Origin of the sequence: Coprococcus sp. AF19-8AC, from assembly GCF_003603115.1 — a bacterium.
Taxonomy (GTDB): Bacteria; Bacillota; Clostridia; order Lachnospirales; family Lachnospiraceae; genus Coprococcus; species Coprococcus aceti.
Genome location: NZ_QTMI01000001.1, coordinates 995066 through 1021345, shown reverse-complemented (window position 1 = coordinate 1021345; position 26280 = coordinate 995066). Strand labels below are relative to the sequence as shown.

Below are 26280 nucleotides of genomic sequence, written 5' to 3'. Positions count from 1 at the left end.
ACCACCAATGAACCGGAAGAGGTCAGATTTTAATGAATGATAAAAATACAAACAGAACAATAGAATACTACAACAAATATGCTGACAGATATTCCGATGTCACCAGAAATGCTGACATGTCGGACATTTACAAGCGATTTGAGGAACATCTCAAGCCGGGCAGCAGGATTCTTGATCTTGGCTGCGGCAGTGGCCGTGACAGCAAATATTTTCTGGACAGGGGATATGATGTCGTATCTCTGGATGCGTCTGAGGCTATGTGCAGGAAAACTCAGGAGCTGACGGGAAAAGAGGCTGTACATAAGCGCATTGAGGACATGAATTACGAAAATGAATTTGATGCTGTGTGGGCATGTGCCTCGATGCTCCATGTTGACAAGGGTGATATGATCAAGATCTTTGCGAAGGTTATGAAAGCACTTAAGATTGATGGTGTATTTTATGCTTCGTGGAAGTATGGAAAAGGTGAGCAGACGCGGGATGATGGAAGAACATTTGCCAATTATACCGAGACAAAGGTTTGTGATATGGTGTATTCGGTTTCAGGCGCGGTCCTTGAGGATGTATGGACGAGTCAGGATGTCAGGCTTGACAGGATAGGTCAGGGACATTTGTGGGTAAATGTTCTGGTGAAGAAAACCAGAGTTGTCATAACTGAGAAGGAATTTCTGAACATTTTCTGGAAGCAATACCAGATCATTGAGAAGGATGTCAGGATCAGTTCGGAGTATGTGGACATTCACAAGAGCAACTTCCCGACATTTTCAAGCAGATACATAAATATGTTTCTGAACATCTGCAGCAATATTGATTCTCTGATTGAGATATATTGCAAGATGGTAGAGGAGGACGATTACAGGAAGAAGTACAATATACATGACAGGCTTACTCCTGTGCTTAGGAAATTCCCGGCTATCAGGCTTGACGCAGTGAGGACGATAGACACATTTGAAGATATCGAGTTGAAGCCGTTCAGCGCATTTGTGGATGGCAGGATCGCGGATTGGTGGAATGACTATAACCTGGTAAAACATGCCAGAAGCGAGAAGAATGAGAAGACGGGAAAGTACAATTTCCAGAGCGCAAATCAGAAGAATGTGCTGACTGCCCTGGCTGCGTATTTTATCGTGTGCAACCGCATATACGAGGAGATATGCGAGATCTCGGCAACGCCGAAGAAGCTGCTCAAGTCGAAATTATTCCTGTACGTGAAGAATGGTGAGTAGATAAGGAAAGGTAATAGACCATGGTAAAACAGATAGTAAGAGATCAGATGTTTCTCAGCCAGAAGTCATCTCCGATGACGACTATGGATGCGGGGATCATAGCAGATATGCAGGACACATTAGCGGCAAATCAGGCGAGGTGCGTCGGCATGGCGGGCAACATGATCGGATATAAGAAGAGGATAATCATCGTCAGTATGGGATTTGCCAATGTTGTCATGCTGAATCCGGTACTCCTGTCAAAGTCGGGGGCTTACGAGACAGAGGAGGGATGTCTGTCTCTGGACGGCACGAGAAAGGTGACAAGGTATAGAGACATAGAAGTAGAGTTTCAGGATGCATCATTTGAAAAAAAGCGTATGAAGTTCAACGGATATATAGCCCAGATAGTGCTCCATGAGATGGATCACCTTGAGGGGCGAATAATTTAGGAGAGTTTATGGAATCAAAAGACGGAACATGGATCATGTATGGAGTTTCGGAGGATGATCCGGAGTGCCTGCACACGGTGGACGAACTTATCGGATATATAGAGGAAGTGGGATTTCTGCCTCTTTTCCGGAATGAGATACCTGGATTTTCGGTGGAAGAGCGAACCACGGAGAAATACTGGTGGAGTGAGGATGCGCAGAGGGATCCTTGGGTGTGGCGCGAGATCATAGCCAGAAGAGGCGATATCGCATACGGCAAATTTTTCCACAATAAGGCGGGATTTATCTCAAAGAAATGGTTCCCGTATTTTGCAAATTATAGAAGAGCTGGATATGATTTCGATGCCAGATGGGATGATGAGCTTGCATCATTCAGGCAGAAGAAGATCATGGACCTGTTTATGGATGACCGGATAGACGAGGAGAGCGATGAGGAATTTGCGGCAGAAAAGCTGGATAGTATGTACAATACAGAACTTTTTTCATTCGATATAAAGAAGCTTGCCGGATTTGGCAAGGGCGGAGAGAAAGGCTTTGAGGGTACGATGACACAGCTCCAGATGCAGACCTATCTGTGTGCATGTGACTTCAGAAAACGGTTGAACAAGAAGGGCGCGGAATACGGCTGGAATGTGGCTGTGTATTCCATGCCGGAGAAGCTGTGGGGATATGACCACGTGACGTCTGCATATGGTGAGAGCCCGGATGAGTCATGGGAGAGGATAGTGAAGCATATGGATGATATCTACCCGATTGCCACAGAGAAACAGATAAAGAAAGTCTTAAAGTAGAGACTTATGGTGTGCATTATTTCGAAAACTCACATCAAAAAAGGTTTACATCAAAAGTTTACACATAACATTACATATATCTTTACATATGTGTTTACATATGTTATGTTTATATGCAAGTCAGGTTATAAAGAATAATATGATGCCTACTTGAAGAGGAGAAATGATGAACACTGTATATGATGTTATTATTGTGGGAACTGGCGCTGCAGGTTTGTTCTGTGCGTTGAATTTTCCAGAGACAAAAAAAGTCTGTATTATCACAAAAAGGCGGGCTGATGAGTCCGACTCTTTTTTGGCCCAGGGCGGCATATGTATGCTGCGGGGTGAGGAAGATTACGAAGATTATTTTGAAGACACCATGAGAGCCGGCCATTATGAGAATAATAAAAAGACCGTCGATCTGATGATCAGATCATCTAATCTTGTTATCAGAGAATTGGTAAGGCTTGGAGTCAGATTCGAGAGAGATGAGAGCGGTAAGCTTGCCTTCACCAAGGAGGGAGCTCACAGCCAGCCTAGAATATTGTTTCATGAGGACATTACCGGCAAAGAGATTACATCCACTTTGCTGGAATGCGCAAAGAAGAAATCAAATATCGAGATATATGAGTATACGACTATGCTCGACATCGTCTGCAATGACAATGCCTGTGGTGGAGTGGTTATAGCTGATGAGGCGAAGAATATAAGCATACTTAGATCCAACAACGTTGTATTGGCGTGTGGTGGAATCGGAGGTATATATAAGAACTCAACGAATTTTGCCCATATAACAGGTGATGCCATAGCAATTGCCTTAAAACATGGTGTAGAGGTAGAGAATCTGAATTATGTGCAGATCCACCCGACAACACTGTTTAGCCGGAATAAGGGAAGAAGGTTTCTGATATCCGAATCTGTGAGAGGAGAGGGAGCATGGCTTCTTAACAAGGCGGGAGAAAGGTTTACAGATGAATTGCAGCCTCGTGATGTAGTCAGCCGTGCAATATGGAAACAGATGGAGATAGATGGAACGGAGCATGTGTGGGAAGATCTGAGACCGCTTGGAAGAGATGTGATCTTGCAGCATTTTCCACATATATACAAGCAGTGCAAGGATGAGGGGTATGATGTGCTTGTTGAACCGATACCGGTTGTGCCGGCTCAGCATTACCACATGGGTGGAGTGAAGGCAGATCTTGCCGGAAGGACATCCATGGAAGGATTGTATGCGGTAGGAGAAGCCGGATGTAATGGAGTGCATGGCAGAAACAGACTGGCAAGCAATTCGTTACTTGAGTCGCTTGTATTTGCACAGAGGGCGGCAGATGATATCATGTTCAGCAGAGAGCACAGAGGCTGTGGAGAAGACAACATAGATCTTTCTGAATATGAAGATATAGATGGTTTGTTTAGAGAATATAAGAATATAGTTTTGACAGAAACGGAAAGAAGAGGCTGAGAATGAATCAGATAACAATGAAATTGAATGCGGACAAGCTTATAATGATGGCTTTACAGGAGGATATCACAAGTGAGGATGTATCCACAAATGCGGTGATGCCAAAGGCACAGAAAGGAAAAGTAGACCTGATATGCAAGCAGGATGGAATTATTGCAGGACTTGATGTATATGCAAGAGTATTTACACTCTTAGATGACAGCACTGAGGTTGAGTTCTTCTGCAAAGATGGCGATGAGGTGAAGGCTGGCCAGCTTATGGGAGTTGTGACTGGTGATATCAGGGTTCTTCTCTCTGGAGAGAGGGTTGCGCTTAATTACCTGCAGCGTATGAGTGGTATAGCTACATATACCCATGAGGTTGCAGAACTTCTTAAAGGAAGCAAGACTACTCTGCTGGATACCAGAAAGACCACGCCTAATTGCCGTATATTTGAGAAGTATGCAGTCAGAGTCGGCGGAGGCAGCAATCACAGATACAATTTGTCGGATGGAGTATTGCTTAAGGATAATCATATAGGCGCTGCGGGAAGTATAACCAATGCAGTGAGAATGGCAAAGGAGTATGCACCATTTGTCCGTAAGATAGAGGTTGAAGTTGAGACACTGGATCAGGTAAAAGAGGCTGTTGAAGCGGGAGCCGATATCATTATGCTTGACAATATGACAACGGATCAGATGAGGGCTGCGATTGATTTGATCGATGGACGTGCGGAGACAGAATGTTCAGGCAATGTTACAAAAGAGAACATAGAGAGACTGGTATCATTGGGAGTGGATTATATATCAAGCGGTGCGCTTACACACAGCTCACCTATAATGGATATATCGATGAAAAATCTTCATGCGGAGGAATAAAGTGAAGGCAAAAGAGAGAAGGGAAAGGATACTTGACATTGTGAAGAATTCAGATGTCCCTGTTCCGGCAAATAAGCTTGCATCAGAATTCGATGTCAGTAGACAGATAATAGTGCAGGACATTGCAGTGATCAGGGCGGCTGATGATGGCATAATTGCAACTAACAGGGGTTATATATACAAGAATGAATCAAAATGTCAGAGAGAGTTTAAAGTAAAACACGGTTATGACAGGACTGAGGAAGAACTCACGATCATAGTTGATTATGGCGGTGTTGTAAAGAATGTAAGTATAAGTCATACGGTGTACAATCGTGTTACTGCAAAGATGAATATTGCCTCCAGATACGACGTGGCAAAATTTATGAAAAAATTGGAAAACAGCCAGTCGTCCCTACTTGGAAATGCTACGAACGGATATCATTACCATCTGATAGAGGCTCCAAGTGAAGAGATCCTGGACAACATAGAGCAGAAGCTCGATGAGACAGGCTTCCTTGTTCCGTGGCAGGAGTGGGAGAAATAATACAAAATGATTTGGAGAGAATAAAATGACGATAAAAGAGATACAGGAAGAGATAATCAGACTGAAGAAAGAGAAAGATTTCTGCATACTGGCACATGCTTATCAGGGACATGAGATTCTTGAAGTTGCAGATTATATGGGAGATTCATATGGACTTAGCGTTGAGGCGAGCAAGGATTCCCGCAAAAATATAATAATGTGTGGTGTGCGTTTTATGGCAGAGACATGTAAGATATTGTCCCCTGATAAGAATGTGTATCTGCCTAACCCTGAAGCCGGATGTCCGATGGCTGAGCAGATGAACCTTGAAACGCTGGATGAGATGAAGAAGAAGTATCCGGGATATGCGGTTGTCGCCTATATAAATACGACATCTGAATTGAAAACTGCCTGTGATGTATGTGTGACATCCTCATCAGCAGTGCAGATCTGCAGCAAGCTTGATAACGACAAGATTCTTTTTATTCCAGATCCGAATCTTGGAAACTATGTTCAAAAGCAGATGCCGGAAAAGGAATTTGCATTTTTTAACGGCGGATGTCCTAGGCATCTTGCGGTTACCCTAGATGATGCTTTGAAGGCAAAAGAGTTACATCCACATGCGGAACTTCTTGTCCATCCTGAGTGCAGGCCGGATGTAGTTGCAGAGGCTGATTATGTAGGTTCAACCACAGGAATTATGGCATATGCCAGAAAGTCAGAGAAAAAAGAATTTATCATCGGTACAGAGCACAGTATTGTGGAGCATCTTCAGTATGAGTGCCCTGACAAAATGTTCTATCCAATTTCTTCAAAGCTGATGTGCCATAATATGAAACTTACTACCCTGGTTGACATATTGAATGTATTAAAGGGCACAGGTGGCGAAGAGATAGTCCTTTCTGATGAGGTGATGGAGGGAGCATCCCGCTGCATTGACAGAATGATCGCGCTTGGATAACGAGGTGTGGATTATTATCCAGAGCAGTGGGACATATCCATGATCGATGAGGATATGGACAATATCGTAGAGCTTGGATGCAATGTCATCCGTATAGCGGAGTTTGCATGGCATATCATGGAAAAAACGGAGGGGCAGTATGACTTTTCGTTCTTCGATCATGTCATCAGTAAGGCAAAGGAGAAGGGGCTTCATGTGATACTTGGAACCCCGACAGCGACTATTGCTTAATTATATAAAATACGGTTGCTTATTAGTTCATTAAGCGACCGTATTTTTTGTTTATGTGTTATAATGTAATGCAGATGCATAACATTTGTTTTTGAAAATATAATTAGCCTGACTGGCTAAAGTACAGGAGGAAATCATGGGTATTGTTGAATTAAAAAATGATAAGATCGCTATAAAGGTGAATACTCACGGCGCTGAGCTTGTGAGCCTGAAGAGTATCGAGACAGACAGAGAATACATGTGGTGCGGTGATGCTGAGTATTGGGGAAGAGTTTCTCCTGTGCTGTTTCCATTTGTGGGAAAGCTGGAAGGACAGCGTTACAGACATAACGGGGTGGTTTATGAGAATATACCTCAGCACGGATTTGCAAGGGACAGCGAGTTTGTAGTGGCTGGCCAGACTGGTGATACACTGCTGTTTGTGCTTGAGAAGAATGATACATGGCAGAAGAGCTATCCGTTTGATTTCAGTCTTTGTATAGGATATAGACTTGAAGGTTCATCTGTACATGTTATGTGGACCGTTGTGAATGAGGGAACTGACACGATTCATTTTTCTATCGGTGCCCATCCTGCATTTGCATGTGAGGGAGGCATCGGCGGTTATTCTCTGGATATGCACACAGGTAAGAACGAGATTGAATGTGGTCTTTTGACAGCAAATGGAGTTCTTGGAGATAGAACAGTTACGCACAGACTGACAGATGGAGTCTTAAAGCTGCGTGATGAGATGTTTGATGAGGATGCCCTGATCATGGATGGTAAGGGTATAAATACGATTACATTAAGGAACTCATCTGATGCGCCGGTTTTGCAGTTGAGATTTGATGTGCCGCAGATAGGCATATGGTCTCCTGCAAAGAAACATGCGCCATTTGTCTGCATAGAGCCTTGGTTTGGCAGGTGTGACCGCGAGGGATATGACGGAGATCTGGCGGACCGTGAGTATTCAAACAGTCTTGAGGCTGGCCATTCGTTCAGCAAGGAGTATGTCATCGACATACTATAATGGAAAACATATCATGTGTCAGATTAAGATATAGCAGAATATAATTTGTAAGCAGGGCGGGACATCCCATTGGTGGGATGTCCCGCCCTGTTTGTTATGTTTCATATACATTAATGTAGAATCTATGTAAAAGGTGCCTGACCCCATTGTTGTTCCTTTTTGTAGAGTGCTGAAAATACTACTTGACATATGATACTATGCGACGTATAGTATACTGCGTAAGGAGGTATAGCGATGGATATACAATTGAAGAGAGGGATGCTCGACGTGTGTGTGCTTGCGGCCATCAAGGACGAGGATTCCTATGGATATCAGATCATCAAAGATATGAAGCCGTATGTGACGATATCAGAGTCCACACTCTATCCTATCCTCAGAAGACTTGAGGCGGGAGCACTGCTCACGGTTCATTCCGTGGAGCACAACGGAAGACTCAGAAAGTATTATCATATTACGGATGCCGGAAGAGCCAGGATAGAAGAGTTCAAGGAAGAGTGGAAGGAACTGGAATCCATATACAGATTTATTGTGAAGGAGGAAGTCAGAGATGAATAAACAGGAATATCTGGAGGCAATAAGAAGCAGGATCAGTGCGATGCCGGCCGATGATGTGAACAGGTTTATGGATTATTACAGTGAGATGATAGATGACCGCGTGGAGGACGGCCTTTCCGAGGAGGAGGCTGTGGCGGATATGGGATCTCCGGAGGCTGCTGTGGAGCAGATACTTGAGGAGATGCCGCTCACGAAGCTTGTGAAGGAGAAGATCAAGCCAAAGCACGAGCTCAAGGCATGGGAGGTCATACTCATAGTACTTGGTTCTCCGGTGTGGATACCACTTCTCATTACAGCGGCGGTATTGTTGCTCACACTGTGGATAGTTGCATTTGCACTTCTTATATCATTCTATGCGGTAGTGCTCAGCTTTGTGGTTGCGGGAATAGGCGGATTGATATGTACCATACCTCTGTTCGTGGCCCACAGCCCTTATACAGCAGTTCTCATGCTCGGAGCAGCACTCATAGGAGTTGGTATAGCGATATTGTTTGTTGTATCGGTTAAGCCTGTTACGGTTGGTATATTTAAGGTCTGCAAGGCCAGTGTGAATGGTATAAAGAGAATGTTTGTAAAGGAGAAATAGTCATGAGTAGAACAAAGAAAGCTGTTATTGTTGCATCGGTCATGATCGTGGCAGGCATTATCACTGTGATCTCAGCACTTGCTGTAAATGGATTCAGATGGCCAAATGTGACTGTGAATCTGGCACACATGACATCGGAGCCGGTTAATTACGTAAAGAAGACTGTTGATATAAAAGATAAATTCACTGCAATTGATGTAAAAAGCGCATCAGATGTGGATGTTGCCGTGAAGAAGGCGAGTGGAGATACAAGTTATGTGGAGTATTATGACTGCGAGAATCTGACACATCATGTAGATATATCAGATGGCGTGCTCAGGATAACCGCAGATGACAGTAGAAACGCGGCATTTAACATTTCCATTGGTATGTACTCTGGAGCATGGCCGTCCGTGACGGTGTATCTGGCCGGCATGGAGTACGATGATTTGAAGATCGTGACCAGCAGCGGTGACGTGGATATGGAATATTATCTGGCGATAGGCAATATCGATATAGAGGCCGCCAGCGGCGATGTGATCGTAAATGGTGCAAATGCAGATGCTCTGACGGTGGCGACCAGCAGTGGTGACATTAAGCTTGACAGTGTATCGTCAAAGGATACAAGAATATCAGCAAACAGTGGTGACGTCAGTCTTGGTGATGTGGTGATGGATAATATTGATCTGAAGACCTCCAGTGGCAATATCACATCTGGCAGTATAAAGGCAAAACGTATAAACGGTCGTGCGTCAAGTGGTGACGTAATGATTAGAGACTGTGATGCTTCTGAGATCAATGTCGTGACAACCAGTGGTGATGTATCGATCGGCATTGGCTCAGAAATGAAGTATGAATACAATACAAAGACATCCAGCGGTGATGTAAATGTACCGGACTCGGTTGAGGGGGCGGATGGAAAGTGCAATATCGAGACTAGTAGCGGAGATATTGATGTCACACAGTAAGTCGTAACTGAATACATTTGAAAATTGGTTCAAGGCAGGTCTTCTGAAATGGAATGACCTGCCTTGAGTTGTATTTAGGCTAAATTAAAGTTAATTAATGAAATAAAATGTCGGTAAAGGCCTCTGCTTATTGTGGATTCACGCTAAAAATGGTATCTTTAATATGTATATATATTTATACGGAAGAAAATATCAGGGAGAGTAAAGGATGAGTGCATTTGCATTGAGACTTGCAGTATTACCTTCGGTGTTACTGCTGTTATTTGTAGTCATAAGAAATAAGAATAGCAGGGATCCAATGAGCCTGCTAGTATGGCTTGCGGTTCTGGGAGCTGTCAGCACGATACCGGCAGTAGTCGTGGAGCTGGTTGGGGGCGTATTGTTATACTACATGGGATTGGAATCCGGAACGGCGGTTTATGAGCTGGTCAACTGCTTCTTTATAGTGGCGATGATCGAGGAACTGGGCAAATTCCTTGGAATGTTAATACTTACATGGAAAAATAAGAACTTTGACCACAGCTATGACGGCGTTATATATGGCGTGTGCTCGTCGCTCGGATTTGCAACACTGGAGAATATCCTGTATGTATTCCAGGGTGGAATAGGACTCGGAATCCTGAGGGCTGTGACAGCAATCCCACTTCACTGCTCATGCGGCGTTATCATGGGATATTTCTACTCAAAGGCGAGAGAGAATGCGAACAAGGGCGAGGGTGCCGCAGGCAATATGCTGATAGCGTATTTTAGCACCATGGGAATACACGGACTGTATGATTTTGTGCTGTCGATTGATGACACCAGCGTGATCCTGTGCATACTGGTTCTGATCCTGTCGGTGGTTCTGATGTTCCTGCTCATATCCCATGCGGCAAAGAACGATCATATCATAGCGGTAAATCCTATATGGGTGAATCCGTATAATTTCAGATATATACCTATGCGTGGATACAATCAGCCAAATATGTACGGGCAGAACATGCAGTACAATCAGCCAAATATGTACGGGCAGAACATGCAGTACAATCAGTCAAATGTATATGGCCAGAGGCAGAACACCATACGGACAAATGCATACGGCCAGACGGGACAGTACAATAATCAGCAGAGTGGCTACGGCCAGCAGACCCGGTATGGTCAGCAGTATAATCCGCAGAGCAGATACAGTCAGCAGAGCGGTTACGGTCAGCGGCCGGGGCAGTACAATCAGCCGGGCAGCTATACTCAACAGCCAGGACAGTACAATCAGCCGTCAAGTGGCTACAGTCAGCCACAGCGGTACGATCAGCAGAATGGCTACAGCCAGCAGACCCAGTATGGCTGGCAGTCACAGCAGAATAATCAGTATAGCGGCTACGGTCAGCAGTAACATTACGGTCAGTCATCACAGTATGATCCGCAGAACACATACAGACAGTAATAAAATATTTATATAGAGGAGAACAGGCAAATGTTATTGATAAAGAATGGAAGAGTCGTTGATCCGGTCACCCATACAGACGAGGTCATGGATGTGCTCATCGACGGCAATCACATAGTTAAGACAGGATACGATCTGGAGGCAGAGGGTGCGGAGGTCATCGATGCAGATGGACTTGTAGTTGCACCGGGACTGGTAGACACACATGTACACTTCCGCGATCCGGGATTTACGTACAAGGAAGACATCGAGACAGGTGCCGCCGCCGCTGCAAGAGGAGGCTTCACGATGGTGGTATGTATGGCGAATACAAAGCCGGCGGTGGATAACCTTGAGACTCTCAAGTATATACAGGATAAAGGTGCAAAGACCGGAATACATGTAGTTCAGACAGCCACAGTCACAAAGGGCCTTGCTGGCAAGGAACTCGTGGACATGGACAGTCTTGCGGCTGCAGGTGCAGCAGGATTTACCGATGACGGAATCCCAATCATGGATGAGAAGCTTCTTCTTGAGGCTATGGAGAAGGCAAGGGATCTTGATCTTCCGGTGAGTCTTCATGAAGAGGATCCGCTGTTCATTGTACAGCCGGGAGTGAATCAAGGAAAAGTATCAGAAAAGCTTGGATACGGCGGTGCATCCCGCACAGCGGAGGATATTATGGTTGCAAGGGACTGCGTCCTTGCACTTCACACAGGTGCATCAGTGTGCATACAGCATATAAGCTCAGGCAATTCCGTGGATATAGTGAGAACTGCAAAGAAGCTTGGAGCGGACGTACATGCGGAGGCAACTCCACATCATTTCACCCTTATAGAGGATGCTGTGCTGAAGTACGGAACCATGGCGCGTATGAATCCTCCACTCAGAACTGAGAAAGACAGAAGACAGATCATAGAGGGAATACAGGATGGCACAATAGATATGATAGTGACGGATCACGCTCCGCACAGCAGTGAGGAGAAGGCGAGACCGTTTGACAAGGCGCCAAGTGGAATAACAGGGCTTGAGACATCTCTTGCCCTTGGAATATATTCCCTTGTACAGCCTGGATATATCTCACTCATGAAGCTCATGGAACTAATGAGCAGGAATCCTGCAGAATTTTACCGCATGGAACCGGGCAAGATAGCAGAGGGAGCTCCTGCGGATATAGTCATATTTGGCGAGAATGAGCAGTGGACAGTGAACAGCTTTGCGTCAAAGGCATCCAACAGTCCATTTGCCGGATGGACTCTCCCGGGAAGGGTTCACTATACAATCTGTGGTGGAAATATCGTGTATGACGCAGAAAAGTACGATGCTGAACATGATGTGTAAGATGCGGGCAGCAGGATATAAAATGTAAGATATGAGAAGATCATAACAGAGATGGGACATATAGATATGGACAAGATAAGACGACATTATACATTCAGAGGAAGAGTGCAGGGAGTTGGCTTCAGATACAGGGCGAGCTATGCTGCATCCATGTACGGAGTCACCGGCTGGGTGTGCAACAGATATGATGATTCTGTTGAGATGGAGGCTCAGGGGCTGCCTGAGGCTATAGACAAGGTGATAGCAGTTCTCAGAAATGACAGATATATATTTATAGAGGATATGGATGTCAGGGAGATACCTCTGGAGAATGACAGCGGATTTCATGTGAGATCAAGCTGGTAACGCGCGTAGATAAGGAGAGTGGACATATGGTAAAGATAGATTTGATAACGGGCTTTCTGGGCTCAGGCAAGACGACATTTATTAAGAAGTATGTGAGCTACCTTGTTGGCAAAGGATATAATGTCGGAATCCTTGAAAATGATTATGGTGCAGTCAACGTGGACATGATGCTTCTTCAGGATGTGATGGGCGAGAACTGTCATGCTGAAATGGTGGCAGGTGGCTGCGGCGAGGACTGTCACAAGAGAAGGTTCAAGACAAAGCTCATAGCGATGGGGATGAGCGGCTATGACAGAGTCATTGTTGAGCCTTCCGGAATATTTGATGTGGATGAATTCTTTGACGTCCTCCACGAGGAGCCACTAGACAGATGGTATGAGGTTGGATGCATCATTTCCATAGTCGATGCCGGACTTGACCGGGACATGAGCAGACAGTCCAGATATGTGCTTGCGTCTGAGGTTGCGAACTGTGGAACTCTGGTGATGAGCAAGGTTCAGGATGCATCGGAGGATGAGAAGAGGAGCACAATAGAATATATCAATGAAGTGCTCACCGAATTTCAGTGTAAGCGTCAGTTCGGCGATGATGTTCTGGAGAAGAACTGGGATGATTTCACGGACGATGACTTTGAAGGTTTTATGTCAACCGGATACAAATTAAACGACTATGTAAAATTATGGTTCAAACAAAGTGATGTGTTTAACTCGGTATATATCATGAATAAGGTCATGCCTCAGGAGCGGCTTGAGACGATAGTCAGGGATATATTTGCGGATAAGGAATGCGGAGATGTCTTTAGAATCAAGGGTTTTCTCCCTGTAAATGACACCGGATGGATAGAGCTCAACGCCACGGTAAAAAAGACCGAGGTGAGACCTATAGAGAACGGGCAGGAGATCATAATTGTGATCGGTTCGAATTTGGTGGAGGACAAAATAAAACGGTACTTTGAGTAAAGAGGCTGATGGACAGGAGCGGATTTTCATGACAGACAGGGCTAAGAAATTGAACAGAGAAGAGAAGCTTCAACTTCAGGCTGAAAAGCTGAAAGAACAGGCACAGATAGATCTTGAGGGGTACGTTATGTGTCGTTCTGCACTCAGGGCGACCAGAACGGATCTTCATGAGGAGTCGGAACGGTATGACAGACTTAGGGAAGAATATGAAGAGCTGAAGAACAGACGCGCACCGTACAAGGTGCTGTTCTATAAACGCAGAAGGATCAGAAAGTGTAAAAAGCACATAAAGGAGCTGGGAAGGGCAAAGAAACGTCTGCGCAAACAGATGAAGGAACATCGTGAGGGTGTCAGACGAAGAACTGTTACCAACACATTTGCATTTGTTGCAGCGCTTGCGATGTTCGCCATGATGGCGTGGAGGATATGGCAGCTCGCACAGGGTGTGTACTATATGGCATTTTACAGAAATGGTGAGGCCCTTGAGATAACGGCTGTTGCTGTGCTCAGGCAGCTCCTGCTTGTGGCGTGCATCGTATATGGCCTTGTGGTTGTATGGCAGTCACTGCAGGTGTGGGGCATGAAGCGGGAAGGCTGGAATGGTGTAATAAGAATTAAGGTGAAACAGAAGGCCTACTGGATTATGATGATAGGCGTACCGCTTCAGATAGTCAGCCATGGAGATATGCTGACGAATGCCATGATGCTTATAACCATAATAAGTCAGATGGTCATGGCGGCACTTTTGTCGACAGTCCAGTCGAGAAGGATACTTGTGAAGATATTTGCATGGTGTTATGTCGGGGGAATCTGCGTGATATGGCTGTATGGCGGAGTGTACTGCAGAAACTTCGAGATATCGGGAAATGATTCCGGAACCAGCACCTATGCGGTTGACAACAAGTCGAATTTCTTGCAGATATGGGAGATGTCGACTGAACCGGAATTCTATCATATGGGTATGTATGCCCAGAACAGGGATACCGATTATGGCATGATGATCATTCCGGGACTTGCGTATGCTGATACGATAGGCAGTGAGTCGAGGGAGATAGAGAACTGCACGTCCATGACGCCACAGGGGCTGGCGGTGACGAAGAAGTATACATTTGTCAGTGCATATTGCAAGACGAAGAAACACAAATCTGTGATATTTGTTCTTGATACACAGACCGGGCAATATATTAAAACACTGGTTCTCAAGGACACGACACATGCCGGAGGACTTGCGTATGATACGAAGAATAATGTGCTGTGGGTTTCCTCGTATATGATCGATGAGGATGAGGACAGGAGCAGGAAGGCATCCATATCATGTCTTACGCTGGACTCCATAGAGAAATACGATGTGGCTCAGGGAAAGCCGATAAAATACAGGAACACATGTAGCGTCATGTTCCCTGCAACGTCATTTATCACGATATATGACGGACATATATATGCGGGCTACTGGCGAAAGGATAAGAACAGCTACAGCATGGCAGCCAGCTACGAGATCGTAAATGGCGGCACCGCCATATCCTCGGAGGAGGACGAGGCTTTCTATATACCAGGAAGGGTGCAGGGGCTTCAGGTGTACAAAAATGAGATAATATTCTCTATATCATATGGTATAGATGAATCCAGGATAGAGGTATACGATACAGATATAGGTAAGCTGTCCAGTGTGAATTACGGCACAGAGACACCGAGACAGGTGGTTAAGCTCCCGCAGAAGCTGGAGCAGATATATTCGTATAATGGCAAATTATACTGCCTGTTCGAGTCTGCAAGTTTTGCCTACAGGCTGACAGCACCGGTGTGTATGGACAGGATCGTGGGGCTTGATGAGATGGCACTTGTAGAGTAGCTCAAAGTGGTTCAAGGTGAAAAAATGGAGGGTTTGGGATGAACGAACAGAATTTTAACAATGGAATGAATGGAGGTCCGGGGATGCCCCCGCCGCCACCGCAAGGGTATATGAACATGAATGGAGGTCCGGGGATGCCCCCGCCGCCACCGCAAGGGTATATGAACATGAATGGAGGTCCGGGGATGCCCCCGCCGCCACCGCAAGGGTATATGAACATGAATGGAGGTCCGGGGATGCCCCCGCCGCCACCGCAAGGGTATATGAACATGAATGGAGGCCCGGGGATGCCCCCGCCACCACCGCAAGGGTATATGAACATGAATGGAGGCCCGGGGATGCCCCCGCCGCCACCTCAGGGTTATATGAACATGAATGCCAGACCGCCGCAGAGGAGAAATCCTGCGGTGTCTCCGAACAGATTCAGGATGTTTGGTATTCCGGTACTGGTATATGCGATCATATGTGCGGCATGTCTGTACAGCAACTGGTCGAGTATATTGTCGGCTGTGCTTTCGATAGTATCAATAGTGTTTATCAGTACATGCATGGTACGATATGAGAAGAACATTGGTGCAGACCGTGAGGCCATGACCACTGGAGCTGCGTTGTCGAAACAGAGTATACTGATCCCATATTATATTCTTGTGTTCATGATGTCGGTTGCCCTGAGTCTCACAGACGAGGGATATATCATATTTGGATGTAATGTGGGAATAATCGCTACAGAGATGTATGCGGTTATGACATACTTCAATGACACTGAAAAGCAGGGGATATTCAAGGGAATATTCTCATTTTTCGAGATGTTCTTTGGATCGATAGGGTATGTAAACATGCCATTTGCCGACAGAAAGGCGGAGCGTGAGATAACCGGCAAAAAGAGAAATTCCAAGCTGATGTACATACTTCTTGGATGTGTGATAGCACTTCCGATACTGGTGATCGTGCTCAATCTGCTGTCTTCGGCAGATCCTGTGTTTGCAAAGGTCATAAAGGACATATTTGGCAAACTGTTCTTCTCGTGGGATATAGTGAAGATAGTTCTGTTTGCCGCTGTGATATTCCTGTTTGTATATGGATTTATTGTCAAGGCGGGCCGCAGAGATCTTGGTGCAAATGCTCCGAAGGAGGGGCAGTACAATGCAGTGACAGGTATAACTATAACGATAGTGCTCACAGCGTTCTATCTGATATTTGCCGTTGTTCAGATAGTGTATCTGTTCATGAACAGCGCAGGACTTCCGGACGATATGACATACGCAGAGTATGCAAGACAGGGCTTCTTCCAGCTGCTCTTTGTAGCGGTTGTAAATGTGTGTATGGTGCTGATATTTAGTGCTATATTCAGAAAGAGTCTGGTGCTCAACGTGTCACTGCTCATGATGTGCATATGTACATATATAATGATTGCCTCATCAGCTGTGAGGCTGTCCATGTACATTGCGGAATATGATCTAACATACCTCAGAATAAATACCATATGGGCGCTGATAGTCACGTCTATAGTGATGCTCGGTGTTATCATAAGCCTGTTCTGGAGAAATATGCCGCTGTTCAGATACATATTTATGACGGTTCTGGTGATGTTCGCGCTGTATGCATTTATCAGACCTGGCGCAGTGATAACAAAGTACAATATCAGTCAGGCGCACAGTGGAAAGAAGATAGATCTTGAGTATGTGATGGATATAGGTAATGACGGAGTTCCATATCTGATCGATTATTTCAGGACAAAAGACATTACGCCCGAAATGGTCATGGAGGAAGTGATGTCGAAATATAGCGAGGACACCTACTACTGGAGAGACGACACGGTGGGAGAGAGGCTTGAGAAGATGCTTGAGGAGAATGATGACAAGGGCTATATCAGAAGCTTTAACTTCTCCAGATACAGAGCTTCAAAAGCTATAGAGAATTATATAAAGTAGCGCAATATAGAATTATAGATCACAATGAAGAAAGCCCCCTGCTTTCGGTTATTTACACCGGAGGCAGGGGGCTTTTAGCTACATTAAATATTAGTCGTCTTCTTCAGGAACGTAATGTCTTGATGTGTAATACTCAAATATATCCTCGGACTTGTCGTATGGCAGGAACTGGGATCTCTCCCTTACAACCCACTCATCTCCATTGTGGAGAATCTCGCCGAATACATAGCAGTTATTGTGCTTTGCATCCTCACATGCCTTGAAGATGGCATCCTCACGAACATAGACCTTCTCGGTGTGCTTGCATTTGATCAGTGCAAATACGTTGTCCACCTCTGCCAGGCACTGCTTGTGAAGGTTACCGTTGTAGATGTAGAGGAAGAGGATGATCCTTCCAACATTCTCACCTCTGTCAAGGTAGATACGCATCTCCTCATCGATTCCTTCCTTCTCACCGGTCCTGTCATCGCCCTTCAGAACAACAGAATCGCTTCTGCTGTACTTGTGGCCCCAGAATACCAGCTCAGGGTCGGAACCATCGTTGTGTTCAACAATAGCTGCAAGATTGAGGTCATATGTGTCCTCTGATGTAGCACTCATGATATTGTCTATGGCAATCTTAATCTTTTTCTTGAGGTCGACCTTCTTGGCATCCCAGCCAATACCGACCGTAAGTTTATTATCACCTTTTACAACATATTCGTTCATACAAAAACCCCCTTAGATTACAAGAAGAATAATAATGTGTCTATGAAGAATGTAGGTACAAGAATAGCAACTGACCATACGAGGTAGCCTATAAATGAAGGCATCTTGATACCATTTTCTTCTGCTATTGAACGTACCATAAAGTTAGGTGCGTTTCCTATATAAGTGTTGGCTCCCATAAATACGGCACCACAGGAGATAGCCATCAGCATGACCTGAGGAACTACACCCATAGCAGTGCTTATACCCTCTGTAAATCCACTAGAAGCAGCGGTGGTGAAGAATACAAGGTAGGTAGGTGTATTGTCAAGGAAACTTGATAAAAGTCCTGTCATCCAGAAGAACTGTGCCGGATGTGTAAGTCCGAGCTCAGAACCACGTGCCTTGAGGATCAGGAGTGCTGGGATCATAGTGATGAAGATACCTATGAACAGTATGGCAACCTCCTGTATAGCATCCCATGTAAAGTTGTTGGCCTTACGGACTTTCTTGCTCGTTGTCTTGAATGAGAGGAAAGCCGCTGCTAGCATGATCACAATCTCGATGATAGCAGCCCATGAGAGTGTTACGCCCTCACAGAAATTGATACCCTTTGCAAATGCAGGGAACTTCATAGGAAGAACACCGCTGAGGATAACTGCGCCTACGATCATTACAAGAAATATAATGTTGTGAGCGCCCTTAAGTCTGATTGGCTTTTTGGTATCCGCATCGAATACCGGCTTCTGTCTGCCGTCTGCGATATCCTTCTTGTACGCTCTTGTGTCGAGAAAGAAGAATACAGTCAGCAGGATGATGAGATTGACAACCATGACCTTTGCAAGTCTGAGGCTCCAGAAGAAGTCAACACCATTCATGAATCCCATCAGAAGTGGAGGATCACCGACAGGGGTGAGACAGCCACCAATATTTGAAACGAGGAAGATGAAGAATACAATGATCTGAACCTTTCTTCGTCTCCATTTATTTGCCTTTATGATAGGTCTGATCATCAGCATACTTGCACCGGTAGTACCGATCCAGCTTGACAGCAGAGTACCTATCAGTAGAAGCAGAACATTGAGCTTCGGTGTTCCCACCAGGTCGCCTTCAAGAGATATATTGCCTGCCACACAGAACAGGGCAAAAAGCAATACAATGAAAGTGAGATAGTCACCGATCATTACCTCGAGCAATTGTTCGCCCATCGTACCAAAGCCATGGAATATGGCAAATGGAATTAAAAATAAAAGAGACCAGCCTGCAACAGCCCACTGTTTGTGTTTTTCCCACCACTCACCGGCGATAAGGGGCATAACAGCTATGCACAGAAGCATACACACAAATGGTATACACCATGTAAGTGGAAGCGTAGCACCGAGTGTTTCAGTACCGGATTCGCTGTCTGCCGCCAGGGCACTTACCTGTGACAGCCCAAGAACTGAGATGACTGTGCCGAGACCTAGAAATAACCTGTTTTTCATCGTTTTTGCCTCCTATTAATTATAATTGAAAAACCTTATCTATGCTAACAAAAATATGGTAAAAATTCAACGAAAAAAATCGAAACTTAACCATTTATTTTCCAGAACAAAAAAATAATAAGTATAGCCCAAAAGATGGATATGTGATAGAATGAAAAAGATTGAAAATTGCAATACTATGGCCTTAGGGCAGAACAGAGGTAATTGATATATTATGGAACATCAATGGTCAAAGGCATACAAACCAAAGAGAAAACTTTACGTGCTGAGGTCCAGAGAGTCAGAGGGATTTGACGATTTTTGTCAGGAGAATGGCTATGACTGGTACAAGTGCTTTAGCAACATATACAGGCCGCTGGCAAACAGGGCTTTGTTTTATATGCCTGAGAAGATGATGGACGCCGGATATTCGCGTTTGTGTGGAGGAGTGGAGATAGGATACAGTGATATGGAGGTGGTTCCTCAGAACTGTGTGAGCATCACGGTTCCGGGATTCGACGTTGTGGATATAAAGGGATTTGATATATCTCTGATAGAGGATATACCGAGACTCATGACCATGGCGTATTCATATGCCAAGTTGTATATAGAGACGGAGAAGCTGCACATTGTTTCTAACCACAAGCTTCCATATATATGTTACATGGAGAGCGCAGACAGTCTGTGCGTGGAGATTCCGGTATGGTCCAAGAAGACCAAGACGGAGGAGATGCTGACTCTTGACAACATGAGTAAGAGAGATCTCTATGAGATAGCATACAGGGAGCCTGCCACCGGACATTACAACTGGACATGGCTCAAGGAGAAGCTTGAGCAGTGTGAATATATAGGACTGGATCAGTTTATATTTGCCAGATTCGACATAAAGGGCTTCAGGCTCATCAACAACGTTATGGGCCGTGAGGTGGCGAAGGATCTGTTCAGATATATATGTGACGCTATGACCAAGCAGGACTGGATATTGTACTCTGCAAAGTGTGAGAGTGACGATTTTGCCATGATTATAAAGTATATGCCGGAGGATGAGATAATGAACCGGCTATATACATTCTTTGAGGAGATAGGACAGCTTCCGTCGAACAGGAAGTATAAGATATTCTATAGCTGTGGTATCGTATTCTATGATGAATTCGAGAAACTCAACATGTCAATGCGCGTTGAGGACATGGCGCAGATGGCACACCTCCAGTGTATCAAGACCAATGTAAATGAGATAAAGATATACACATCGGAGATGAAGAAGGAATACATCATGGCACAGCAGTACAAGCTGGAGCTCCCGGATGCCATAGAGAATGAGGATCTCATGGTATATCTTCAGCCGAAGTACAATCCACAGAACGACACCCTGACCGGTGCTGAGGCTCTGATAAGATGGTTCTACAAGGGCGGAGATATTCTCTCGCCGAAGTATTTCGTGCCGCAGTTTGAGACTGACGGAACTATAGACATCATAGACAGATATGTGCTGAGACAGGTGTGCAAGAAGTTCAAGGAGTGGAAGGAGCTTGGCTACCCGCTCTACCCGATATCCTGTAACCTCTCGAGACACCAGATATCGAGACCGGATCTTATATATATACTGTGTGATATAGTCGATGAATACGGAGTGGATCACTCGCTTATAGACTTTGAGATAACTGAGAGTGCAGATTTCGCTGACGTGCAGTATCTGATAAAGGTGCTCAAGGATCTGAAGGCTGAGGGCTTCAAGATATCCATGGACGATTTTGGAACAGGATACTCCAGTATGGCACTTCTTAAGGATATGCCGCTGGATATAATCAAGATAGACAAGAGCTTTATTGACGGAATAGCCACCGGCGAGCCGAACAACAAGGACATGCTCATGACACAGGATATCCTTGCCATGTCAAGGCATCTGGGAATCAGAAGTCTTGCGGAGGGTGTTGAGACATTTGAGCAGAAGGAATACCTGAGAGAGTGGGGATGCCACTACATTCAGGGTTATTACTACAGCAAGCCTATACCTATCACGGGATATGAATATCTTCTCAAGAAGATAATGCTGGGACAGAGCTAGCCGGATAATGATGCTATATAGCGACATATAGAGAATATACAGAAGAGTATAAGAAGGATTGATATATGAATGTATCGATCCTCTTTTTCTATTTATATTGGACCTTAACAGGATGTAATCCCAATAATGTAATGTATATAATTTACAAGTCTTGTATATATAATCAACAACCTACTAAAAAAATAATTAAGAATCATTCCCAATAGGGGTTGACTTTGATCAAAAAATAGGTATAATAAGATATAGTTGATAAATAAACATCAACAAAGAAGACAGAATATATTTTAACGATCAATGATGGATATTGATTAGATTATTTAAAAGAGAAAAGGAGAATTAAGTTATGGCAAAGTTTGTATGTACAGTATGCGGTTATATCTATGAGGGAGAGCAGGCACCAGCAGAGTGTCCTATCTGTCACGCAGGAGCAGATAAGTTCAAGAAGGTAGAGGGAGAGCTCACACTTGCAGCAGAGCATGAGTTTGGTGTATATGCTGAGACAGTTAAGAACAATCCAGAGATCAGCGATGAGGACAAGAAGTATATCTACGAGCAGCTCAAGGCTAATTTCGAGGGAGAGTGCTCAGAGGTTGGAATGTATCTCTGCATGGCTCGTGTAGCACATCGCGAGGGCTATCCTGAGATCGGTCTCTACTGGGAGAAGGCAGCGTACGAGGAGGCTGAGCATGCAGCTAAGTTCGCAGAGATGCTTGGATCAGACCTTGAGCAGAACATGACAGCTTCAACAGAGAAGAATCTTGCATGGAGAGTTGACTGCGAGTTCGGTGCAACAGCAGGAAAGGTAGATCTTGCAAAGTGCGCTAAGAAGAACAATCTGGATGCGATCCATGATTCAGTTCATGAGATGGCAAGAGACGAGGCAAGACACGGCAAGGCTCTCAAGGGACTTCTTGACAGATACTTCGGTAAGTAAGAAGAAGGTAAAGATTATTCATAAGGATAGTCAGTCTTACACATAAATCTAAAAAAGGTATATGCGGAAAGCAGTCAGGCTGCGATCCGTATATACCTTTTTTAGATTTATGTGTGCTATTTAATTGTTACTCATCTTTCTTGAGACTGAAGGAAGAGGAAGATGTAGTTGAGCTTGTTGTTGTATAAGGATTAGATGCGTGGGCATCCTGCTCTGAAGCTGCCGGCTGCTGTGAGTAGAACGGATCACTGTAAGACGTCTGCGGTGCCTGTGTCTGTTCTGCAGTGCCGTAGCTGCCACTGTTTGTAGTGCCGTACTGCTGTGTATAGCTGCCGTTATTTGGGCTGCCTGTGCTGCCCGGAGTGTACACGCCGTTGAAATCGCCTGTACCGTCATAGTAACCTGTGCCTGCTGGCTGTGCAGATGCGCTGATGGTGTTCTTGCTTCTTGTTGCCTTCAGGATCATGATCACTGCTGCCAGTAGGAATACAGCTCCGAGGACAAGCTTGAATATGTAATCTGAAGAGTCAACCATCTCTATATAGTAAGGAAAAGCTTCTGCCTTTGCGGTCGCATAGTCCTCACTTGTAGGAGTGTATCCATAATATTGTGCGTATGCGTCGACATACTTGGTGATGTAGTCGTCAAGGAAGCCCTGCACCTTGTCGCTGTTCTTGCGGATGACTCCTGTTATGTAGACTGGTTCTGCATCGTCAGCAGATGAGATCGCGTCAAATTTGGCGTCATCACTCTTGGAGATCGATATTCCGATCCACTTGGATGTGTCTCTTTTTGAGCCGTCTTCATTCTTGTCGCAGATATCAACGAGATAGTAGTATCCGTCGGTCTTGGTGACCACGTGATTGTACGTTGTAGTCTTCTCAATGTAAGCTCCGTATCCGTAGGTGAGTGTTCCCTCCACATACACTCCTGGTTTAACTTCCGATTCGTCACATGTAGTAACGTTTAGAAGCTTTCCGTGTAAACCGATAAATGTTCGTATACCCAGGAATAAAAGAACTATTCCGAATATACCGAAAACAACTGCTGATACGATGGGATTCCCCTTTTTCCTTGTTCTTGCCATAATGTTACCTCACTTTTTTTATTTGTTATGAATTATACATAACCACTTCAATACCTCACTTTTCTACAGTACAGGTAAAAAACAAATATTTCAAGTAAAAAAGGCAAAATCAAAAAAAATTAGACATTTTTTATGGTATACTCATTCATGGTGGTGATTTTATGGCAAAGAAAACAAAAAAGAATGAGAAAAAGTACATATATATAATTCCGGCAGTGCTGTGGATGATATTCATATTTTACATGTCGTCCAGAACAGGAGATGACTCGTCGGCGGTGAGCAACCCCATGACAGACTTTATAGTGGGGTTGTTCCAGAAGGTGAGAAATGATTCCGCGCCCGTGGTTGACAGGATGACGGGAGTGGTGGAGATCATGGTCAGAAAGGGTGCACACATGACGGAATATGGAATCCTTCTGGCTCTGCTGGCCCTGGCGGTCAGAAAGGCCGGCGGAAGGATGACTTCGGCTGGCGTGTATATATGGTCAGTTGTGATAACATTTGTCTATGCGTGCTCCGATGAGATTCATCAGCTCTTTGTCGCTGACAGGGCAGGCAGGGGCACGGATGTGCTTATAGATATGTGCGGCGCACTGGCAGCTCTTCTTATTATATGGGGATCAAAGAGCACAAGGGGAAGGATAATAATGGGCTTTGTGATAGGGATAGTGCTGGTGGCAGCGGTTATGTTCCTTTTCCTGTGGCCTTTTTAGAGCGCATTTAGTATTGGCAGCCTTGAATTAGAGTGGGGCAGATGGTATATTAAAAAAGACTATGAGCATCACATTACCGATGCTGACTGGAGGATGCAGAATGACATTAGCAGATGTTAGAAAGAACATAGACCGGGTCGACAAGGAGATCAAGCAGCTCTTCAAGGAGAGAATGGTTCTTGCGGACAATGTTGCTCAGGTCAAGGCAGAGACCGAGGATGACATATATAAGCCAGACCGCGAGGAGGCCATCATATCCAATCTCACAGGGGATGTGGATGATAACATCAAGATGGAGTACACGGCGCTTATCAAGAGGATCATGGAGATAAGCAGAAAGTACCAGTATGGAAGGACTCTGGAGCTCAGGAACTGTCTGGATGTGGAGTATGATGTGAAGGAGCCTGACATAGATGCGGTGGCGATGATAAAGCCGGAGCTGTACATTTGTCAGGGATGCTCGAGGGACAAGGTCATTGCGGTGGACTCATACGATGAGGTGTATGAGCTCATAAAGACTGGCAAGGTAGACGCCGGAATGGGAATACTTGAGGACATAAGCTACGGAGTTTCGGATGCGCTTCACGAGGTGCTCACCAACAACAAGCTGTATATATACAGATGTAACATTGTAAATGAGAATGGACACAACAAGAAGGTTGTCACATTTGCAGACCACCTCATAGTGGAGGAGAACCACAACAGGCTGAAGGTGATGTTCGTATGTAAGAATAAGAGCGGAAGTCTCAGCAGCATACTGTCCATGATCTCTGATTACGGGGTGAACCTCACAGAGATACACTCGGCGCCAAACAGGCAGGAGCATTGGAATTACAGATTCTATGTGGAGCTGTCTGCCAATTTACTGAAGAAGGATATACAGGCTTTAGTGTTCCAGCTCATGAACGAGACGGAGGAGTTTACGATCCTCGGAAGCTATGCCTGTGACGAGGAACAGTTTTAGAGAAAAAATAATTTTTAAGGAGAAAATATCATGATAGACAAGTTAGTAAAGAATATCCAGAAGACAAATGCACCTATAGTAGTTGGACTTGATCCAATGCTCAACTATGTACCGGAGCATATCCAGAAAGCTGCATTTGCAGAGTATGGCGAGACACTTGAGGGCGCTGGTGAGGCTATATGGCAGTTCAACAAGGGAATAGTTGACGCTACATATGATCTTATACCTGCAGTTAAGCCACAGATAGCCATGTATGAGCAGTTCGGAATCGAGGGACTCAAGGCATTCAAGAAGACAGTTGACTATTGCAAGGAGAAGGGACTTGTCGTTATCGGAGATATAAAAAGAGGCGATATAGGTTCAACATCAACAGCATATGCGGTTGGTCATATCGGAAAGGTACAGGTGGGAAGCAAGACATATGCTGGATTTGATGAGGATTTCATCACAGTAAACCCGTATCTTGGAACAGACGGAATCAAGCCATTTGTGGATGTGTGCAAGGAGGAGAACAAGGGTATATTCGTTCTCGTCAAGACATCCAATCCATCATCAGGTGAGTTCCAGGACAGACTTGTGGATGGACGTCCACTCTATGAGATAGTCGGAGATATGGTTGACAAATGGGGCAGCGATGTTGTAGGTGAATCAGGATATTCAGCGGTTGGAGCTGTTGTCGGTGCCACATACCCTGAGATGGGCAAGGTGCTGAGAAAGGTTATGCCAAAGTCATTTATCCTTGTTCCGGGTTACGGAGCACAGGGGGGTAAGGCTGCAGACCTTGTACACTACTTCAATGAGGACAGACTCGGTGCGATCGTCAACTCATCAAGAGGAATCATAGCTGCTTACAAGCAGGACAAGTATGCACAGTTTGGTGCTGAGAACTATGCAGATGCCTCAAGACAGGCAGTAGTTGACATGATCGAGGATATCAACGGCGCACTTGATGCGTAATTAAGCCGGAATGTGTGCGGCGAGCCGGGCTTGTCCGCCGTAC

At 45.0% G+C, this 26280-nt stretch carries 26 protein-coding genes; 23 read left to right on the top strand and 3 right to left on the bottom strand.

Annotation, left to right across the window (positions count from 1 at the left end):
• Window positions 1-32: 32 nt before the first annotated feature.
• The 18 genes from DWX57_RS04670 to DWX57_RS04585 all read left to right on the top strand — a co-directional run bounded on the left by DWX57_RS04670 (window position 33) and on the right by DWX57_RS04585 (window position 17367).
• The gene (locus DWX57_RS04670; protein WP_120123110.1) at window positions 33-1226 is read left to right on the top strand and encodes a class I SAM-dependent methyltransferase; all 1194 of its coding nucleotides are present in this window, start codon (window positions 33-35) and stop codon (window positions 1224-1226) included.
• 20 nt (window positions 1227-1246) lie between these two features.
• The gene (locus tag DWX57_RS04665) at window positions 1247-1657 is read left to right on the top strand and encodes a peptide deformylase (RefSeq protein ID WP_120123109.1); all 411 of its coding nucleotides are present in this window, start codon (window positions 1247-1249) and stop codon (window positions 1655-1657) included.
• An 8-nt stretch (window positions 1658-1665) separates the two neighbouring features.
• Window positions 1666-2448: an AlkZ-related protein gene (locus tag DWX57_RS04660; RefSeq protein ID WP_120123108.1), complete on the top strand. Its 783-nt coding sequence runs from the start codon at window positions 1666-1668 to the stop codon at window positions 2446-2448.
• Between the two features lie 163 nt (window positions 2449-2611).
• Window positions 2612-3892: an L-aspartate oxidase gene (locus tag DWX57_RS04655; protein ID WP_120123107.1), complete on the top strand. Its 1281-nt coding sequence runs from the start codon at window positions 2612-2614 to the stop codon at window positions 3890-3892.
• A 2-nt stretch (window positions 3893-3894) separates the two neighbouring features.
• On the top strand, window positions 3895-4749 hold the full coding sequence (nadC, locus tag DWX57_RS04650) for a carboxylating nicotinate-nucleotide diphosphorylase (protein ID WP_120123106.1): 855 nt from the start codon (window positions 3895-3897) through the stop codon (window positions 4747-4749).
• 1 nt (window position 4750) lies between these two features.
• Window positions 4751-5275 carry a transcription repressor NadR gene (locus DWX57_RS04645; RefSeq protein ID WP_022058290.1) on the top strand — a complete coding sequence of 175 codons (525 nt, stop codon included), beginning with the start codon at window positions 4751-4753 and terminating at the stop codon, window positions 5273-5275.
• Window positions 5276-5300: 25 nt separating this feature from the next.
• Entirely contained in the window at window positions 5301-6215 is a 915-nt protein-coding gene (gene nadA, locus DWX57_RS04640; protein ID WP_120123105.1) for a quinolinate synthase NadA, read from the top strand.
• 6 nt (window positions 6216-6221) lie between these two features.
• A complete protein-coding gene (locus DWX57_RS04635) occupies window positions 6222-6446 on the top strand; it encodes a beta-galactosidase (RefSeq protein ID WP_070097446.1) in 225 nt (74 codons plus the stop codon).
• A 136-nt stretch (window positions 6447-6582) separates the two neighbouring features.
• Window positions 6583-7455, top strand: coding sequence for an aldose 1-epimerase family protein (locus DWX57_RS04630; RefSeq protein ID WP_117549108.1), 873 nt, complete (start codon window positions 6583-6585; stop codon window positions 7453-7455).
• A 234-nt stretch (window positions 7456-7689) separates the two neighbouring features.
• Window positions 7690-8010 carry a PadR family transcriptional regulator gene (locus DWX57_RS04625; RefSeq protein WP_117549107.1) on the top strand — a complete coding sequence of 107 codons (321 nt, stop codon included), beginning with the start codon at window positions 7690-7692 and terminating at the stop codon, window positions 8008-8010.
• On the top strand, window positions 8003-8596 hold the full coding sequence (locus tag DWX57_RS04620) for a DUF1700 domain-containing protein (protein ID WP_118017436.1): 594 nt from the start codon (window positions 8003-8005) through the stop codon (window positions 8594-8596). The genes DWX57_RS04625 and DWX57_RS04620 overlap by 8 nt, the downstream gene beginning before the upstream one ends.
• A gap of 2 nt (window positions 8597-8598) precedes the next feature.
• A complete protein-coding gene (locus DWX57_RS04615) occupies window positions 8599-9543 on the top strand; it encodes a DUF4097 family beta strand repeat-containing protein (RefSeq protein WP_120123104.1) in 945 nt (314 codons plus the stop codon).
• A gap of 208 nt (window positions 9544-9751) precedes the next feature.
• Window positions 9752-10912 (top strand): PrsW family intramembrane metalloprotease, encoded by a 1161-nt coding sequence (locus tag DWX57_RS04610; RefSeq protein ID WP_120123103.1) that lies wholly within the window; start codon window positions 9752-9754, stop codon window positions 10910-10912.
• 81 nt (window positions 10913-10993) lie between these two features.
• Entirely contained in the window at window positions 10994-12283 is a 1290-nt protein-coding gene (locus DWX57_RS04605; protein ID WP_117549103.1) for a dihydroorotase, read from the top strand.
• Between the two features lie 51 nt (window positions 12284-12334).
• Window positions 12335-12628: an acylphosphatase gene (locus DWX57_RS04600; RefSeq protein ID WP_015534784.1), complete on the top strand. Its 294-nt coding sequence runs from the start codon at window positions 12335-12337 to the stop codon at window positions 12626-12628.
• Window positions 12629-12654: 26 nt separating this feature from the next.
• The gene (locus tag DWX57_RS04595) at window positions 12655-13587 is read left to right on the top strand and encodes a GTP-binding protein (protein ID WP_120123102.1); all 933 of its coding nucleotides are present in this window, start codon (window positions 12655-12657) and stop codon (window positions 13585-13587) included.
• A gap of 28 nt (window positions 13588-13615) precedes the next feature.
• Window positions 13616-15436, top strand: a complete 1821-nt coding sequence (locus DWX57_RS04590; protein WP_120123101.1) for a hypothetical protein — start codon at window positions 13616-13618, stop codon at window positions 15434-15436.
• A gap of 38 nt (window positions 15437-15474) precedes the next feature.
• Window positions 15475-17367 (top strand): DUF4153 domain-containing protein, encoded by a 1893-nt coding sequence (locus DWX57_RS04585; protein WP_120123100.1) that lies wholly within the window; start codon window positions 15475-15477, stop codon window positions 17365-17367.
• Window positions 17368-17457: 90 nt separating this feature from the next.
• On the opposite strand, the gene DWX57_RS04580 is transcribed toward DWX57_RS04585, so the two are convergent.
• Together DWX57_RS04580 and DWX57_RS04575 are read right to left on the bottom strand one after the other, a co-directional pair.
• Window positions 17458-18075 carry a TerD family protein gene (locus DWX57_RS04580; RefSeq protein WP_120123099.1) on the bottom strand — a complete coding sequence of 206 codons (618 nt, stop codon included), beginning with the start codon at window positions 18073-18075 and terminating at the stop codon, window positions 17458-17460.
• A 17-nt stretch (window positions 18076-18092) separates the two neighbouring features.
• Entirely contained in the window at window positions 18093-19538 is a 1446-nt protein-coding gene (locus tag DWX57_RS04575) for a sodium:proton antiporter (protein ID WP_120123098.1), read from the bottom strand.
• Between the two features lie 214 nt (window positions 19539-19752).
• On the opposite strand from DWX57_RS04575, the gene DWX57_RS04570 reads away from it, so the two are divergent.
• The gene (locus DWX57_RS04570; protein ID WP_117549097.1) at window positions 19753-21582 is read left to right on the top strand and encodes a GGDEF domain-containing phosphodiesterase; all 1830 of its coding nucleotides are present in this window, start codon (window positions 19753-19755) and stop codon (window positions 21580-21582) included.
• A 343-nt stretch (window positions 21583-21925) separates the two neighbouring features.
• Window positions 21926-22516, top strand: a complete 591-nt coding sequence (locus tag DWX57_RS04565; RefSeq protein ID WP_055224152.1) for an NADH peroxidase — start codon at window positions 21926-21928, stop codon at window positions 22514-22516.
• A 127-nt stretch (window positions 22517-22643) separates the two neighbouring features.
• Here the strand turns inward: DWX57_RS04565 and DWX57_RS04560 are convergent, their stop codons facing one another.
• Complete coding sequence (locus DWX57_RS04560; RefSeq protein WP_117874278.1) at window positions 22644-23603, bottom strand: DUF6709 family protein; 960 nt, start codon at window positions 23601-23603, stop codon at window positions 22644-22646.
• 161 nt (window positions 23604-23764) lie between these two features.
• Here DWX57_RS04560 and DWX57_RS04555 point away from each other — a divergent pair, with 161 nt between their 5' ends.
• The 3 genes from DWX57_RS04555 (at window position 23765) to pyrF (ending at window position 26237) form a co-directional block, all read left to right on the top strand.
• Window positions 23765-24316 (top strand): VanZ family protein, encoded by a 552-nt coding sequence (locus DWX57_RS04555; protein WP_055273512.1) that lies wholly within the window; start codon window positions 23765-23767, stop codon window positions 24314-24316.
• Window positions 24317-24416: 100 nt separating this feature from the next.
• On the top strand, window positions 24417-25280 hold the full coding sequence (locus DWX57_RS04550) for a chorismate mutase (protein ID WP_015534778.1): 864 nt from the start codon (window positions 24417-24419) through the stop codon (window positions 25278-25280).
• 30 nt (window positions 25281-25310) lie between these two features.
• Window positions 25311-26237: an orotidine-5'-phosphate decarboxylase gene (gene pyrF / locus DWX57_RS04545; protein ID WP_015534777.1), complete on the top strand. Its 927-nt coding sequence runs from the start codon at window positions 25311-25313 to the stop codon at window positions 26235-26237.
• Window positions 26238-26280: the final 43 nt, after the last annotated feature.

What these genes read in the sequence shown, in the direction of transcription:
- DWX57_RS04670 (WP_120123110.1), top strand. Translation starts at nt 33, where the DNA reads ATGAATGATAAAAATACAAACAGAACAATAGAATACTACAACAAATAT.
- DWX57_RS04665 (WP_120123109.1), top strand. Translation starts at nt 1,247, where the DNA reads ATGGTAAAACAGATAGTAAGAGATCAGATGTTTCTCAGCCAGAAGTCA.
- DWX57_RS04660 (WP_120123108.1), top strand. Translation starts at nt 1,666, where the DNA reads ATGGAATCAAAAGACGGAACATGGATCATGTATGGAGTTTCGGAGGAT.
- DWX57_RS04655 (WP_120123107.1), top strand. Translation starts at nt 2,612, where the DNA reads ATGATGAACACTGTATATGATGTTATTATTGTGGGAACTGGCGCTGCA.
- nadC (WP_120123106.1), top strand. Translation starts at nt 3,895, where the DNA reads ATGAATCAGATAACAATGAAATTGAATGCGGACAAGCTTATAATGATG.
- nadA (WP_120123105.1), top strand. Translation starts at nt 5,301, where the DNA reads ATGACGATAAAAGAGATACAGGAAGAGATAATCAGACTGAAGAAAGAG.
- DWX57_RS04630 (WP_117549108.1), top strand. Translation starts at nt 6,583, where the DNA reads ATGGGTATTGTTGAATTAAAAAATGATAAGATCGCTATAAAGGTGAAT.
- DWX57_RS04625 (WP_117549107.1), top strand. Translation starts at nt 7,690, where the DNA reads ATGGATATACAATTGAAGAGAGGGATGCTCGACGTGTGTGTGCTTGCG.
- DWX57_RS04620 (WP_118017436.1), top strand. Translation starts at nt 8,003, where the DNA reads ATGAATAAACAGGAATATCTGGAGGCAATAAGAAGCAGGATCAGTGCG.
- DWX57_RS04615 (WP_120123104.1), top strand. Translation starts at nt 8,599, where the DNA reads ATGAGTAGAACAAAGAAAGCTGTTATTGTTGCATCGGTCATGATCGTG.
- DWX57_RS04610 (WP_120123103.1), top strand. Translation starts at nt 9,752, where the DNA reads ATGAGTGCATTTGCATTGAGACTTGCAGTATTACCTTCGGTGTTACTG.
- DWX57_RS04605 (WP_117549103.1), top strand. Translation starts at nt 10,994, where the DNA reads ATGTTATTGATAAAGAATGGAAGAGTCGTTGATCCGGTCACCCATACA.
- DWX57_RS04600 (WP_015534784.1), top strand. Translation starts at nt 12,335, where the DNA reads ATGGGACATATAGATATGGACAAGATAAGACGACATTATACATTCAGA.
- DWX57_RS04595 (WP_120123102.1), top strand. Translation starts at nt 12,655, where the DNA reads ATGGTAAAGATAGATTTGATAACGGGCTTTCTGGGCTCAGGCAAGACG.
- DWX57_RS04590 (WP_120123101.1), top strand. Translation starts at nt 13,616, where the DNA reads ATGACAGACAGGGCTAAGAAATTGAACAGAGAAGAGAAGCTTCAACTT.
- DWX57_RS04585 (WP_120123100.1), top strand. Translation starts at nt 15,475, where the DNA reads ATGAACGAACAGAATTTTAACAATGGAATGAATGGAGGTCCGGGGATG.
- DWX57_RS04580 (WP_120123099.1), bottom strand. Translation starts at nt 18,075, where the DNA reads ATGAACGAATATGTTGTAAAAGGTGATAATAAACTTACGGTCGGTATT.
- DWX57_RS04575 (WP_120123098.1), bottom strand. Translation starts at nt 19,538, where the DNA reads ATGAAAAACAGGTTATTTCTAGGTCTCGGCACAGTCATCTCAGTTCTT.
- DWX57_RS04570 (WP_117549097.1), top strand. Translation starts at nt 19,753, where the DNA reads ATGGAACATCAATGGTCAAAGGCATACAAACCAAAGAGAAAACTTTAC.
- DWX57_RS04565 (WP_055224152.1), top strand. Translation starts at nt 21,926, where the DNA reads ATGGCAAAGTTTGTATGTACAGTATGCGGTTATATCTATGAGGGAGAG.
- DWX57_RS04560 (WP_117874278.1), bottom strand. Translation starts at nt 23,603, where the DNA reads ATGGCAAGAACAAGGAAAAAGGGGAATCCCATCGTATCAGCAGTTGTT.
- DWX57_RS04555 (WP_055273512.1), top strand. Translation starts at nt 23,765, where the DNA reads ATGGCAAAGAAAACAAAAAAGAATGAGAAAAAGTACATATATATAATT.
- DWX57_RS04550 (WP_015534778.1), top strand. Translation starts at nt 24,417, where the DNA reads ATGACATTAGCAGATGTTAGAAAGAACATAGACCGGGTCGACAAGGAG.
- pyrF (WP_015534777.1), top strand. Translation starts at nt 25,311, where the DNA reads ATGATAGACAAGTTAGTAAAGAATATCCAGAAGACAAATGCACCTATA.